The sequence below is a fragment of the Alistipes communis genome (assembly GCF_006542665.1).
Lineage (GTDB): Bacteria > Bacteroidota > Bacteroidia > Bacteroidales > Rikenellaceae > Alistipes > Alistipes communis.
This window is the reverse complement of record NZ_AP019735.1, coordinates 48,009-62,405: the sequence shown is the minus strand read 5'-3', so window position 1 is coordinate 62,405 and position 14,397 is coordinate 48,009. Positions and strand designations below refer to the sequence as shown.

Here is a 14,397-nt window from a genome sequence, read left to right as displayed (position 1 = left end):
TAGTTCGGATTGATGAATTAGGCGGCAATGCGCTTTTGGATAAGGAGCATATTGTCATTTACAAGCTGCACGATTTTGTCGTGGTACTCCGTTTGTTTGTTGCATACACCCCGGCTTTGAATAACTTTGAGTTGGGAGAGGGATACTTCTACGGTTTCGATGCGTTTACCGTCAATGGTTGCCGAAAAAATAAGCGAATCGGCTTTTTTATAGTATTCGTTCGTGCCGACGCAATGGTGCATGGCCTTTCCCTCCATGATGATTTCTTTCACACTCTCCAACACCCGAACGACGATCTGTCCGTCCGAAAACGCAAGGCCGAAGAATTTGGCTTTGGCTCTATGGTAGGCGCACTCTTTCTGAAAATGTGCGGAGAGGTTTTCGGCTATTTCCCGTTCGGCTTCCCTGCGGGCGATTTTGGCTATACAGCGGTCATGTTCCCGTTCAAGGTCTGCGGGGCACACATATTTGGGGCTGTGCAGGTCTTTGCCCAATGTTCGCAAAGCGTCTATATAGTCGCACCATGTCGTTGCATCCGTGATTTTATAGCCGTTGCGGACGGCGATACGGATACTCGGCCAATATTTGTCGAATCTCCGACCGCTATCATTCAAATACAGTTGTAATAGGCAGTCTTGCCCCATTTTGAGCAGGGATTCCGCCCGGTTATCCGAAAGCAGGACACGGAATAAGGTCGTAGGGTTCTGACCGTACAATCCACCCTTATATCCCGTTCGTTTCAGTTCGGGGATGAGTTTCATACGAGGGTATATATCGTCCGTGTAAATCTTGTCATATACCCACGATTCGCCGTGCAGTTCCAAATCGGACGAATAAATCCACAGATCGTAATATATCGTTCCCCATACCCGGCTCCGGGCGAGTGTGCAGTATTTGCCGTCGGGGGCTATCCAACGTTGCATGACTTCGTGGCAAAAGCGGTTCAGCGGTCGTCCGACTTTGGCATAATAATTCACCATAAACACCCGCACGACCTGCATCCCGTCGCAAGCGGTTATATAGGTAACGTATTCCCGTTGCTGGAATTTCTGCCTGCGAGTATTTTCTATCCGCAGGCGTGTTCCGCAGGCGGGACAGGTGCAATATTGCTGTTTGGTATCGTTGTGGAACACCTTGCCACAGTCGAGGCAGGTAACGACACCTTTTCTCGTGCGCTGGCCTACCGATTCGATAACTTTTGTGTAGGCCCAGCGTTCCTGTGCCGGGGTCAGCGGTGGCAGTTTCTTGCTTGCTTCGACTGCTTTCTGTTGGAATTTATTTCTCGGTTTCATGGTGTATCGAATTAAAATAGTGATGACTGGGTGGTTGTTTCGGTCTTCTTGGTCTTGTTTTTACCCTGCGTAATTTTCCGGTAGGCTTCGTCCGTTGCTTTTTGCATGGCTTGGCGCCGTGCTTCGGCTTTCTCCGCTTCGGAGAGTTCGATAGTATGGTTCACCACAACTTTACAATTAGTGAGGGGCTTGCCGATGTCGATGTCGTCCTCGTCGTAGTAGTGCAGGGCGAGCGAGTAGATTTCATCGTCCGCGAAGCCGTTGCACCCGCTTTGCTTCACGTAATTGAGGATAAATGTTATACAGTCGTCGATGTTCTTCTTCGGGTCGGCGTACCGGGGTGCGAACAATTCGTCCTCCTGCGCCCGGCGCTGTAAATAGCTTTGGATCGTCTGTTTGAAATAATCGGTCGCTTTATTCTCTTGTGCCATGATGGTTTGTTTTTATGGGGGACGGGGTTACCGTCCCCGGGTGAATGTTCAAAAGAGCCAAAAATCAATGTCTTCGTCCGTGAGGGCATAAGTGTTCCTTATGCTGTTGAGATATTCGGCGTATGCTGTTCTAAACCGGGCATTACATTCCTGTAAATCGCCCCGGATGGTATGCGCTTCGCACCATTGTTTGAGAAAAACTTCGTTTGCCTTTAAGAACCGGAGAAACCGGGTGAGTTCGGGCGGCTCCGGGGCATCGTCGGGCAGAAAAAAGATGCTTCCGCGCAGTTCGCCTGTTTGGGGATGTCGTGTAAACAACTGCCGGGCGGTTCCGATTCGGATATAATTATCTTTTATACCATACCGCTGTATAACCGCCGGAATATCTACGGCCGTCTGTACCGAAAAGGGGGTTACTTTGATTGCATCGCGCTGTATGTATTCACCCCCTGTAAGGACGACCTTTACATCGGGTTGCGGGTCTGTTTGGGTGATATATTCGTTGAGTGTCATATCTGTTGTTTTTTGCAGGGGAGCGGGGCCACCGCCCCCCGGATTGGATTACTGTCTTTGCGGATTACTTGATAAGCGTGTCGGTTAGATAGAATTTGCGGTGGCAATCCTTTTTCTTGAGTGCTTCCCCGATGAGCCACGCGAACCGTTCGCGTCTGAACTCCTCGGATTTATCCTTGTGGCACGTCCAACTCTGCTCCTTTTCGTATTGCTTGGCCTGTTCTTCCAATATGGGCAGATATTCCGCCGTTGCGCCGTCCATTCGGAGGTAGTCTTTCGTCCCCTTGTGCCGGAAAGAGACGAGGCAGTAATTTTCGGGGTACAGGCGTATCGTTTCAGTGGCTTTTTCATAGAAACAAACCGCCAAATATTTGTCTGCCAATCCTTTGTAGGAGGGGCTGTTATGGCAGTATTTTTCTATCGTGTCGGAAATGGTCGCATCCTCGGAGAGTTCCTCCCGCAGTTCTTTTTCCACCCGTCTGAAGGCGTCGGACAATGAGGGATAAACGGCGGTTATTTCTATCCGTTTGTTTTTGGTATCGTCGTCCTGCTTACGGGTCGATACGATGATAATGTTGTAGCGGTTGTCGCTCCACGCTTTGACCTCGATGTAATACCCTAAATCCGTGTTGATTGCATTGAGGGTGTTAAACGTGTCGGTCGAGCCTTGTCTTTGCAGATAAATGGTTTTCATATTTTCGGATTTTTATGATTCGTTGGTTTATGTGGGGGCGAGGCTGCCCCACGAATTAGACTTTCAGATTATCCAGCCATGCCGATTAACTCGCGCACCTGCATTTCTTTCGCTTTGGGAAAGATCCACCCGGCGCATTTCTCTCCGCGGTATGTCAGTCGCCCGTTGAACCGTCCGCCGAGGTCGGATAATGCGTCCTTTATGGGCTTCGTATCTCCGAATAGGGCTATCGCTTTCTCGGAGTAGTTCACGAGGATAAAATCGCCTTGAACAGTGGTTTGCCCTTGTTCTTGTTCCGGTGTGCGCTCCGGCTTGGGGCTACTGAGCCGGATATTATTCTCATCTCCGGCGATATAGGCCAGAGCGTCGATAAATCCCTCGCGGGTGTAGTGGGTCATTTTGTGGATGCTCCAACCATAAGAGGGGCTCTTGCCGAGCGTGAAACCGGAGTAACGGAGTTCATAATCTTTGTTATATTCGGCCAAATACGCCGTTTCGGGCAGGTTAGCGGCGGCTTTCCGCAGTTCCCCGAAGCCTTTGCGGGAGGTGGTCGAGAAGCCGAGTATTACGGTGCGGACTCTCCGGGTTTCCCGGCACTCGTAGGAGGGGTCTGTGTATTCCGTTATATTAAGTTCGGCGAGGATGACCCCCTGCACGTTATCGGGCATAATCCGGCGCAGTCGTTCCGCACCGATTGCCGCGATCCGGTCGTGTTCGGCCTTTGCACGGGCTTTCGCGTCGGCTTCGTCCTTTGCTTTTTGCTCGGCTTCGGCAACAAGGGCGGCAGCCTCGAAAGCGTCCATAAATTCCGCGGGCGCGTCGGTGTAGTACATGCCGATACCGAATTTCCGCGAGTATGGTCGGAGGATGTCGGTGCGCCGGATCGCTTTCGTTTCGAGGTTTACCAAATGATACATATATCCGTTGGCATCGTGTTCGACCTTGTAAATTACAAGTCGGTCGCGCATTGCGCCGGGGCCTTCAGAAATGACGATTTGGTTTTCCTTTGCGACTTGGATTTCGGTGTCGGTGGTCGTACCGCCGAATAATGAATAATATTTTACCATGACTTTCAATGATTTAGAAGATTTGGGAAAAGAGAAAGGAGAAAAAGCCGATTAGAACGACGAGAGATAAAAGACAGGAAAGGATACCCCGCAGGAGGTCATAGCAGAACAGATAGGCCAAAACGACCCAAACAAAGCCGCTCCCGAAGAGATAAAAACCCAGCGCGACAGCCCCGATTTTCAGCCCTGCCCGCAAACCTGCACCCATGCTGAGTGGAAGGTTGGAGGTTTTCGGTTTCCTGTTCTTATTTTCTGTGCTTTTCATAACCTTTCGACTTTTTTTTTATGCCGTAGCGGAGCCGGTGTGGATGGTATCTGGTTTCAGGAGCATGAAAAAGAAGGGCTTAGCCCATGTCAAGATTTTTGCGGGAAATACGCTCGCCCGAAGGGAAAGAGGAAGATTTTTCGCAAAACCGCCCGGCGGCTTGATCTTGCAGGGGCGTGCAGCCCGTAAATACCTTTGCTTCTGAAACCAGATACCATCCGCACCGGGTTCGTGAAGGCGGCTTATAAATGAGGAGAAAGGTTATGAAAAGTGCGGAAAATAACTGTGGCGAAGGGCGTAACGGATCAGCCCTTCGCCCGCACACCAGACACAAAAAAGTCTCGATATGAAAAAGTTATTTGAATTTTAACCTTCAATGTGGTGATATATTATTAAATTCAAGGCGGTTAGGACTGGAAGATTTCCACATAAGGTCTGCCAAATCTTTGTTTCAAATTTATGATTCTTGTCAAGAATTTATTATCTTTATAAGATAAAACTCTTCGTTATGGAATCGTTTTCTATTGTTGCACTTCAACTTTTACCGGATTGTTCCAAGCATATTCGAAAGGTTCTTCAAGAAGATTGGTATTTCTTTACTCAGAAATACCATTTAGATCCCGACACAAAGTATCCGATTCGCAACCCGGATTATAAACTTCCCGATGATTTTTTCGATCCCAAAATCAGCATTAGCGCCATTGTCGGTAAAAATGGCTGCGGTAAGAGCACGATCGTAGAGATTATGCTGCGCGTAATAAATAACTTTGCCGTCAATATTACTGCCAAGGCACATAAAGACTGCCAGTTATACCCCGTCTCAGACGTAAACGCGGCTCTTTATTTTGAGATTGATGGCAAACTGAATTTTATCGAAACATCGAAAGTAGGTATTCTTTGGGGGATAATTGACACCTTCGGGAAACGAGTTCATCCAAATAAGATTGAGAAGACAACACCGTTGGAGAAGGCTTTACAGCAGTTACGCCAATTTTTCTTTACCATTGTCAATAATTATTCATTCCACTCCTACAATGTGGATGATTATGGGGAGGAAAGTGTTGGAAAGGATAAGATTTGGATCAACTCACTGTTCCATAAAAACGATGGGTATCTTACTCCTGTCGTACTCAATCCTTTTCGTCGGGAAGGCCGTCTGGATATTCGAAAAGAGACTTTGTTGACCAACAGCCGTCTGGCTTATCTGTTCTATTATTTCAACACGAAACAGTTCGGTGATTTTATCGACGATTATCAGTATCGTTCTTTATCGTTTAGTTATAATCAATCCCGTGTTGAAGAAAAGTATACATACAACCTTGTTCGGAACAAGAAGACATATGATACGAAGTTGGTCAAACGGGTTTCCGTTAAAAAGAAGGAGCGTGATTACTTCAATATTACTCTCAAAGCCTATCTCGGTGAAAATATCCGGTCCGGAATACCATCTCTGAATGGGGCATACAAATATCTGGTTGCAAAAACATATCATATCGTAGCGACATATCCCAATTATACCGGGCAGAAATATGTTGCTGTTAAGGATCTTTCGGAATATTGCTCCCAAGAGGAGGAATCTCGGATCAAAGATCTCGTTCGTAAGCTTTTAAGCGATTTTTCTCATGTGACATTTAAGATAAGACAGACTCTCAAATATATAGATTATGTCACGCATAATGTAAACGCAACTGACGGGCGGGATTTTCAGAACCTCACTGAAGATTATATTAAGTACGAGCCCAAAAACTTGCAGATATTGGAAGGATTGAATACTATACACAAGGAGCAAGTTTCCATGCCTCCGTCGTTTTTCGATATTCGGATCGAGTTGTCCAAAAGCGACGGAGCAGTAATCTATTTCGATAAAATGAGTTCCGGGGAACGGCAATTCCTATTTTACATGAGCACGATTCTCTATCATGTCCGTAATCTGGACTCAGTTGTCGATGACGTGGAGAGTGTCCATTATAACTATGTCAATATCGTTTTGGAAGAGGTCGAATTGTATTTTCACCCCGAATACCAAAGACAATTCATCGACAAACTAATCAACTATTTGAAAAAAAGTCAGTTTAACAGAATCAAGCATTTTAATATCATAGTTGTAACACATTCCCCATTTATTCTTTCGGATATCCCCCAGGATAATGTCTTGTTTCTTAGAGATGGTAAGAATGATAATGAAGTATGCGATTTCAAGACTTTCGGTGCCAATATCCATGATTTGTTACGCACCAGTTTCTTTTTGGAAAATGGATTAGTCGGTGAATTTGCAAATAATAAAATAGAAGAGCTTCTCACCTTATTGCAAGGGGATAACAATAGCAAGAAGCAATGGTCTACCGCTGACGTTCAATATATTATCAATACAGTTGGAGAAGATTTGATCCGTGAAGCATTACAAGAATTATACGATATCCGATACCAAGACCGGGTTACACGACGCAATGAACTTGAGCGTCAGATGAAAGAAATTGAGAGACAATTAAGTTTACTGGATCTATGAAACGAATCTACATCGACGATAAATTATATCACATAGCAAAAGATTATGCAAAAGATCCTTTTGCCAGACGGCGAAAAGATTTTAAGCGCCCACCTGTATTACTTCAGGAACTATATGCCGCTTTACCGGAAGAAGACGCCAGCTATCGAGAGTATGTTCAGAAAATAATCGACGAATATGAAGATTTGAACTGCCTGAAACCTTCTGAGGTAGCACGTACAAAACGGAAGTTCGATCGTATTTTACCAGAAGCGGATCTCGGTAAAATATTTACTATAGAAGGTGAGTCGGCGAAGTTTTACGACCTTATTATTAAGGCGTTAAGGTATGATGATTTGCGCAAATCCGATTATATACGTAATAGCGGATATTTGGGATTATCAATTAAAACCTGCGTCTATTGCAATGCGCAACTTGCTGTTGTTGTGGAGAAAACAGCAGGAGGAACACAAGCAAAATTTCAACTGGACCATATCCGTCCCAAGTCCAAATATCCATTTCTTGCAATTTCGTTTTTCAATCTGTGCCCGTCATGCGGAAACTGTAATTCTGTAAAGAACGATAATTCTGTAAAATTCGATCTTTATACCGAGGATTCTAAGGATGACCTGAATCCGTTTCTCTTTTACGTAACCAAAGATTCGATCGTCAAATACATGAAATCTTATGATGAAGAATGCCTGAAAGTTGGTTTTCTTTCAACGGATGGATACCAGGCGTTGTCTAAAGACCATGACAAAAACTTTAGCATCACGGGAATTTATAATACGCAGAAAGATATTGTGGCAGAACTAATTCAGAAAAAAGAGATTTATACTGAAAGCTATAAGCGACATTTAGCAAAACAGTTCAAGGATCTTTTCAAAGATGAATCTATAATCAATCGGCTAATCATCGGCAATTACGATACTGTTGAAGATATCCATAAGCGACCAATGGCTAAATTTACACAGGATATAGCGCGACAATTGAATTTGATTAAATAGACCTCTTATTTATAAGTATATATTCATGATGTAATCGCTTCTCGATAAACAATAAGTAAAGTACAGAATAAGGTCTATCCGGCTAAGGCTTTCGAGCAGCCTCTCCAAGGTGGTCGTCGAACGACCGCACGAGAAGCAGTGCACCATAAAAGGTTTCTTGCGGACGTCTTCTTGCCGATATAGACTCCGAACTTCCCATCCTTACTGCAGAACGGACACCGCGCGATGAGGTTCTTCCCGCCGCCGTTTGTTCGTGCCCCGAGTTCCGTCCGACGCTCGGCCACAAGCAAGTCATACATATAAAGAAATAGCCGCAGTAGCGGCAATGGGATAGTAAAAACCATTTTTATTTTTCTTTTGGATGGGATTTTTCATTTTCCGACAAATTGTTGCTGAAACATTTTATGTTTTCCGGCAAAATAGAATGAAAACATTTTCTTATTTTCGTCAAAACATTTATCTTTGCAGTAAATGAAAAATTTCAGTCATGCCCGAAAAAATATTCAAGCGTAAGATCTACGAAAGAATGCTCCGATGGAAGCAAGAAAGCGATGGACATACGGCACTTTTGATAAAAGGTGCGCGTCGAATCGGAAAATCGACCATTGCCGAGGAATTTGCTCGTAAAGAGTATGAATCCTATATCATCATCGATTTTTCGATAGCAGACGATGCGGTCAAAGAGTTGTTTTCACATATTTCGGATCTGAATTACTTCTTTTTACGGATTCAGTCGCTATTCAATGTGTCATTGCATGAACGGAAATCGGTTATCGTTTTCGATGAAGTACAACTATGTCCTCCGGCACGACAAGCAATCAAGCATCTTGTAAAGGATCACCGATATGACTATATTGAAACGGGGTCACTCCTTTCCATCAAAAAAAATGTGAAAGGAATCGTGATACCGAGCGAAGAAACACGTATCGCGATGTATCCGCTGGACTACGAAGAGTTCCTATGGGCTATCGATAAACTCCAGACTTATGAGTTGCTCAGATACTCGTATCAAAATTTTAAGTCTTTGGGTGATGCCGTCAATCGTGATCTTATGCGCAATTTCCGTCTGTACATGCTCATCGGCGGTATGCCGCAGGCAATAAATGCATACCTCGATTCAAATGATTTTTCAGCCATAGATGCCGTAAAACGGAACATTCTCGAACTTTATATCGACGATTTTCGTAAAATCGATCCGACAGGACGCGCATCGCGGCTGTTTACCTCGATTCCGGCAGAACTCTCCCGCAATACGACACGTTATAAGGTAGGAAGCGTGATTGAGAATGCGACAGCCGCTCGGCTCAGTGAGTTGTTGATGGATATGGCAGATTCCATGACGGTAAACTTTGCCTATCATGCGAATGATCCCAGTGTAGGATTCTCTCTTCATGCTGATTACGACTATTTCAAGATGTTTCTTGCTGATACGGGATTGTTCGTTACGCTCGCTTTTATGGATCGCGACTATACGGAGAATGTGATATACCGGAAGCTCCTTTCCGATAAACTCAGTACAGATTTGGGGTATGTATACGAGAATGCAATCGCCCAAATGTTGAAGAGTGCAGGCAATGAACTTTTCTACTATACATTTAAGGAGGAGACAGTGAAAGACGAAGAAGAGAATAAAACTGTCCGCAGTTATGAAATAGATTTCCTGCTTTCGCGTAAAGACAAGATATGCCCTATCGAAGTTAAATCTTCCGGATATAACTCACACAAATCCCTCGATAAATTCCAGCAAAAGTTTTCGGCGAGAATCCTTCACAGGTATCTTCTCTATACCAAAGATCTAAAGAAAGACAAGGATATTTTTTGCTTGCCCGTATATATGACGGAATTATTATAAAGAATTATCAAAGCAAGGCAGTAAAGAAACAGGATCTATTGATACTGAAAGATAGGTTATGAGAGATACGATATTTATAAGTCATGCAACCCCGGCAGATAACGATTTTTCCATCTGGATTACTTCCCGATTGGAGATGTTAGGATATAAAGTTTGGATAGATAAAGAAGGGTTACTGGGTGGAGAGCGTTTTTGGGCGACCATTCAAAAAGCCCTGGATCGTTCGATAAAAGTTTTGTTCGTTTATTCAAAAAATATTGTAACGACAGAAGGCATACTTCGGCAAGGAATTGAAAATGAGTTGGAATACGCAAAGAGTATTGCTGCACAAGATGGATTGCAGGATTTTATCATACCATTACATATAGACAATTCCAGCTATCATTTAGTAATAGGACAACCTAATATTAACCATATTCCATTTAATAATAATTGGGCTGATGGATTAAAGCAACTGCTAAAAAAATTGGAGAAAGACAATGTCCCTTCTAATTTCGGCAATCAGAAGTCTTCATTTTCAGAATGGTATGAAAATGAGTATATTTCTAACTGCTCAATTATACCCCACGAGGAGCGATATTATACTTCATGGTGGTCGATAGCTGAAATGCCGAATAGGTTCTATATGTATCAATTTGCCAATACCGCTCAAGCTAAAGCCATCAGAGACCTGAATAAAGAAATTCCGATTAGTTTATTATCCAATTGTATTTCTTCGTTTGATGGGAATTTGAATTTTTCTGTTCAAAGAGATAATGAAATGATTGAAGTTAGGCCAGAACACACGTTTGCATTTTCTCTAACAGATATTTTAGATGGGTTCATGTCTGAGAAGTTTCCTCAACATAGAGACGCCGAGAATCATTTCAAGAGGCTGATGTATTGTGTAATTGCCAATCTATTCAGACGTGCTGGCTTATGGAAGCATGAAATGTCGAATAAGAGATTAGCTTATTTTCTCCCGAAATATGATAAAATTACGAAAGTAAAGTTTATCTATCCTGAAAGTACAAGGAAAAAAGCAAAAGCTCTATTAGGGGAAATGCGAGGAGTGGGATTTTGGCATTATGGAGTTTCTATTCAACCGACACTATTCCCGTTTCTTGGGTTTTCTCTTAAATCTCACATTCTGTTTACATCGGACGGCTTTCAATTGATAGATGATGAAAAGAAACAGCATTCATTCAGAAGGAAAAAAGGGAAACGCCTCTTTAATGAAGCATGGAGGGATTTATTGCTCGCATTTATTCAACGCCTAAAAAATAAAGATGGAGAAATAAGCATTCAGGTAACGTTGCAGGGAGAGCAAATCAAACTGAAAGAATGGCCGGAAATGCTTATAAGTGAAATGGGGTACATAGATCCGGACGCTGAAATGAGCGTCGACAAGATAGAAGATTATTACGAAGATTTAACGGCAGAGGAAGCAAATGATTGAACCTATTCTAAAATATATCAGTGAGCCATCATTGACATTCGGTAGTGGCCAAACAGCAATTGACCCCCGGGATGGTTTAATGCTTTTTGGTCCCTTTGATCATAAAAGGATTAAAGGTGTTAGAAATATCGGTATCATCGGTTCGTCTAACTTAAGGAGAAAGATGATTGACTATCTGAAAAGGATACATGGTCCTATTGTTAATGAGGATTTATCCATTGCCCGACCAAATTTTCCGGGATTAGAATCTACCTTCGGCATATCGATCAATTTTGATAACATTATTCAACTTGATATTAAGCAAAAGGACATTGATGAATACCTAAAATACACGGATTCTCATCAACGAGTTCATAATTTAGTGAATCTATATGTCCAGCCGTTAATACGGTATACCGAGCATGAAGAGATGCCTGTGGATGTTTGGTTTGTCGTAATACCAGAGGATATTTATAAATTCGGCAGACCAAATTCGAAGATTCCGAAATCGGAAGATAATATTAACATTGGGCTTAAGAAAAATGAACGGAATTCGACCCAATTGGATATGTTTTTCCAAGAGGAAAAAGATGCCCTTCGAGAAGCGTATGAGTTTGAAGTCAATTTTCACAATCAGCTAAAAGCCAAAATATTATCTGTAAAAATCGTCACTCAGATAATTCGGGAAAGTAAAATAGCCTATGAGAATCTGTTAACCGATAAGCAAATTGAGGAAGAAAAAAAATTTGATACAGCTAGAGCATGGAACATATCTAATACCCTCTATTATAAATTAGGAGGTCTTCCGTGGAAACTTGGAGAGATTAGGGATGGAGTTTGTTATTTGGGATTAGTATATAAGAAAACAGAAAGCGATACAAAGAACAAAAATGCTTGTTGTGCAGCTCAGATGTTTCTTGATTCAGGCGATGGGATGGTTTTCAGGGGAAATGTTGGTCCTTGGTGGAATCCTACTACCGGCGAATTTCATCTTTCACAGCAAGATGCTTTTGAAGTCGTGTCTCAATCTTTAGAAGCATACTATAATCGCTTTGAATGTTATCCCAATGAAATTTTTATCCATGCAAAAACATTTTTCGATGATCCGGAGTGGGCTGGATTTGAAGACGCAGTTGCGGGCAAGTCAAAAATTATCGGAGTAAGAATAAAGGAAAATAGTACATTTAAGTTATATCGGCAATATTCGTATTGCGTTCCCAGAGGAATGATGTTACAGTATGATGATAGAAAAGCGTTCCTTTGGACAAAAGGATTTATCCCCAGATTCAAAACTCAGATTGGTTTAGAGACGCCGAATCCAATTGACATAGCCGTAACCAGAGGAGAAGCAGATATTGAAGTGGTTTGTAAGGATATATTGGGTTTGACGAAGTTAAATTACAATGCTTGTATATATGGTGACGGTATTCCTGTCACATTGAAATTCGCTGATTCCATCGGGGAAATCCTCACTGCGGGGAAAGATATCAAAACAGGTGTACTGCCTTTCAAACATTATATTTAGTATTGCCTTTTTTGCTCAAACCGGATGACGAACAACAAAAAACGCATAATATTATATAGCATTCCCAATGCCATTTTCTTTTACATATCTCACAACCATATGATTGAGAAGCGTTCGGTGCACTTCGCTGATAAGATGATTAAAGCGATTGAATAAATCCGTTAATTGTACAGTTTCCATGGCGATTTTACTCTCATTTATCTCTTCGTGACGCAGTTTATAAAGTTTAGTTGCATTGATGTGCACTTCGGCATCTCTTTCGTTTTTCCACCAAGAATTTTTTGAAATCTGCTCCAAGTCCGACAATAATTCATCAAACTCGCTTTTGAATCCGGGAAACATCGTTATGATGGTTTCCAACTGCGCGCAATGGGAATCTTTATATCCCTTCTTGCTAAACCCATATAGCTTTTTGAAACTTTCATTAAGTTGGACTTTCAGTTTGCCCCGAAGAAAGCTTTTTTCATACGGATTCGTTGCCCTGACAAATAATTTTGTCAATACGATGCAATCACAAAAGGAGTAACTTGTAAAAGTACCAATCTTGATTAGCGTATTGGTAATTTTATCATAATCGGAATTTTCAGACTTCTGAATCTTGGTTGCGAGTTGGCATATTCCCTCAATGCACTCGGAAAACATGTTTATATATTCATCCGATTTTTCACAGAACTCTACCCGTTCTTGCTCAGACAGTATTCTGTTATTATAGGTTAGCTCACGAATCATACAAACTCTATGTTAATTTACTCGTTTTCCGTTTTACATCTTAATGGCTTGGTCAAAATTGCTCTCGAACAAACTCATTTCGCGCCGACGGTTTTAGTTAGGAATATGCCGGTTACGGAATTGGCCCCCAATTTTTCAAGTTCGCGTTTCACGAGCGTAAAGCTCATGCCGGTAGTTAGGATATCGTCGAGTAGTAGTACGTCGCGCCCTTCGATATAATCCGGGTCGAAGACTACGCCGGACATATTCCTTTGTTGGGTGCCTTTCTGCTGCTCCCGGTCTTGCTCGATCCGGACGGCAGAAAAACCGTTGTCTATTATCAGACGGCGGGAAAGCTCCCCACAAAAGTACTCGAAACGCTGCCGGTGCCTCTCTTTCGTGGAAGCTGGAAGAGGTATCAGGATCGGATCGGCCAAACCATTGAAAAACTCCATTCGTGAAATAGCCAGCGAGAAGAGTTTGGCGGCCAGCGATGCACAGGCGCCCTCTTTGAGACGGAATACGAGGTTGACAACTTTCTTCTGTTCGCTCGTGAGCTTCAATTTATGCGATACGGGATAATAGTCGTGGATATAGAAACATAAAGCCCCGTCCACGCGCAATTTGCCCCGGAACCGGTTGGTCTTGGGATAATAGCTGCGGATGAAATCGCCCTTAAAGGTGAATTTCAGCATGTCGTGCCACCGCCGAAGGGTCTGCTCGTCCTCGACCCGGAACATCTCGCTACCGTAAGCATCCTCTCCGGCCAGCCCCATACCGATCCGCAAACGGTCGTTGAAACGGCCGGACGATACGATATACCAATCATAAGCACGGCATAGTATTTCGATGTTGCAGTCGTCTGTGCAGAGAAAGTAAAAGTTACTTTCCTCGTCCCGGACTAAAAGGAATTCGCCGCCGACCTGCATCATATCCTTCTCGATGTCGAAATAGTCCCCGAGCGGCATCGGATAGTCAGCATCTGTCATTTCGCCGGGGACTCCGAAGCTGAAATTGGTAATCATAGAGCATTGTTTATATTGTCATCGTTAAAGTTTTCAGCGGCTTGCATCATCAAATTAACAAGCTGAGATTTGGCGCTGAATTGTTAGTATTCCTAATAAAAGCAGATAACTTTATT

General features: G+C 43.0%; 13 protein-coding genes. 5 read left to right on the top strand and 8 right to left on the bottom strand.

Annotated features, from left to right (window positions below; all coding sequences use genetic code 11):
- Positions 1 to 17: 17 nt before the first annotated feature.
- The 6 genes from FMF02_RS00280 to FMF02_RS00255 all read right to left on the bottom strand — a co-directional run bounded on the left by FMF02_RS00280 (position 18) and on the right by FMF02_RS00255 (position 4,262).
- Entirely contained in the window at positions 18 to 1,292 is a 1,275-nt protein-coding gene (locus FMF02_RS00280) for a PcfJ domain-containing protein (RefSeq protein WP_141411798.1), read from the bottom strand.
- Positions 1,293 to 1,303: 11 nt separating this feature from the next.
- Positions 1,304 to 1,723, bottom strand: coding sequence for a PcfK-like family protein (locus tag FMF02_RS00275; protein ID WP_141411797.1), 420 nt, complete (start codon positions 1,721 to 1,723; stop codon positions 1,304 to 1,306).
- A 48-nt stretch (positions 1,724 to 1,771) separates the two neighbouring features.
- On the bottom strand, positions 1,772 to 2,236 hold the full coding sequence (locus FMF02_RS00270) for a hypothetical protein (protein ID WP_141411796.1): 465 nt from the start codon (positions 2,234 to 2,236) through the stop codon (positions 1,772 to 1,774).
- A gap of 64 nt (positions 2,237 to 2,300) precedes the next feature.
- Positions 2,301 to 2,930, bottom strand: a complete 630-nt coding sequence (locus tag FMF02_RS00265; protein ID WP_141411795.1) for a hypothetical protein — start codon at positions 2,928 to 2,930, stop codon at positions 2,301 to 2,303.
- Positions 2,931 to 2,998: 68 nt separating this feature from the next.
- Positions 2,999 to 3,997 (bottom strand): hypothetical protein, encoded by a 999-nt coding sequence (locus FMF02_RS00260; RefSeq protein ID WP_141413519.1) that lies wholly within the window; start codon positions 3,995 to 3,997, stop codon positions 2,999 to 3,001.
- A 13-nt stretch (positions 3,998 to 4,010) separates the two neighbouring features.
- On the bottom strand, positions 4,011 to 4,262 hold the full coding sequence (locus FMF02_RS00255; protein ID WP_141411794.1) for a hypothetical protein: 252 nt from the start codon (positions 4,260 to 4,262) through the stop codon (positions 4,011 to 4,013).
- A 508-nt stretch (positions 4,263 to 4,770) separates the two neighbouring features.
- Between FMF02_RS00255 and FMF02_RS00250 the strand changes: the two genes are divergently transcribed.
- From FMF02_RS00250 to FMF02_RS00230, 5 genes are all read left to right on the top strand, one after another.
- Positions 4,771 to 6,768, top strand: a complete 1,998-nt coding sequence (locus FMF02_RS00250) for an AAA family ATPase (RefSeq protein ID WP_141411793.1) — start codon at positions 4,771 to 4,773, stop codon at positions 6,766 to 6,768.
- Positions 6,765 to 7,754, top strand: a complete 990-nt coding sequence (locus tag FMF02_RS00245; protein ID WP_141411792.1) for an HNH endonuclease — start codon at positions 6,765 to 6,767, stop codon at positions 7,752 to 7,754. Before FMF02_RS00250 ends, FMF02_RS00245 begins: the two co-directional genes overlap by 4 nt.
- A gap of 487 nt (positions 7,755 to 8,241) precedes the next feature.
- Positions 8,242 to 9,606 (top strand): ATP-binding protein, encoded by a 1,365-nt coding sequence (locus tag FMF02_RS00240; protein ID WP_141411791.1) that lies wholly within the window; start codon positions 8,242 to 8,244, stop codon positions 9,604 to 9,606.
- Between the two features lie 58 nt (positions 9,607 to 9,664).
- A complete protein-coding gene (locus tag FMF02_RS00235) occupies positions 9,665 to 11,044 on the top strand; it encodes a toll/interleukin-1 receptor domain-containing protein (RefSeq protein WP_141411790.1) in 1,380 nt (459 codons plus the stop codon).
- Entirely contained in the window at positions 11,037 to 12,548 is a 1,512-nt protein-coding gene (locus FMF02_RS00230; RefSeq protein ID WP_141411789.1) for an argonaute/piwi family protein, read from the top strand. Before FMF02_RS00235 ends, FMF02_RS00230 begins: the two co-directional genes overlap by 8 nt.
- A 51-nt stretch (positions 12,549 to 12,599) precedes the next feature.
- Here FMF02_RS00230 and FMF02_RS00225 read toward each other — a convergent pair whose 3' ends face one another.
- Complete coding sequence (locus FMF02_RS00225; protein WP_141411788.1) at positions 12,600 to 13,277, bottom strand: hypothetical protein; 678 nt, start codon at positions 13,275 to 13,277, stop codon at positions 12,600 to 12,602.
- A 74-nt stretch (positions 13,278 to 13,351) separates the two neighbouring features.
- Positions 13,352 to 14,188, bottom strand: a complete 837-nt coding sequence (locus FMF02_RS00220) for a ComF family protein (protein WP_244611592.1) — start codon at positions 14,186 to 14,188, stop codon at positions 13,352 to 13,354.
- Positions 14,189 to 14,397: the final 209 nt, after the last annotated feature.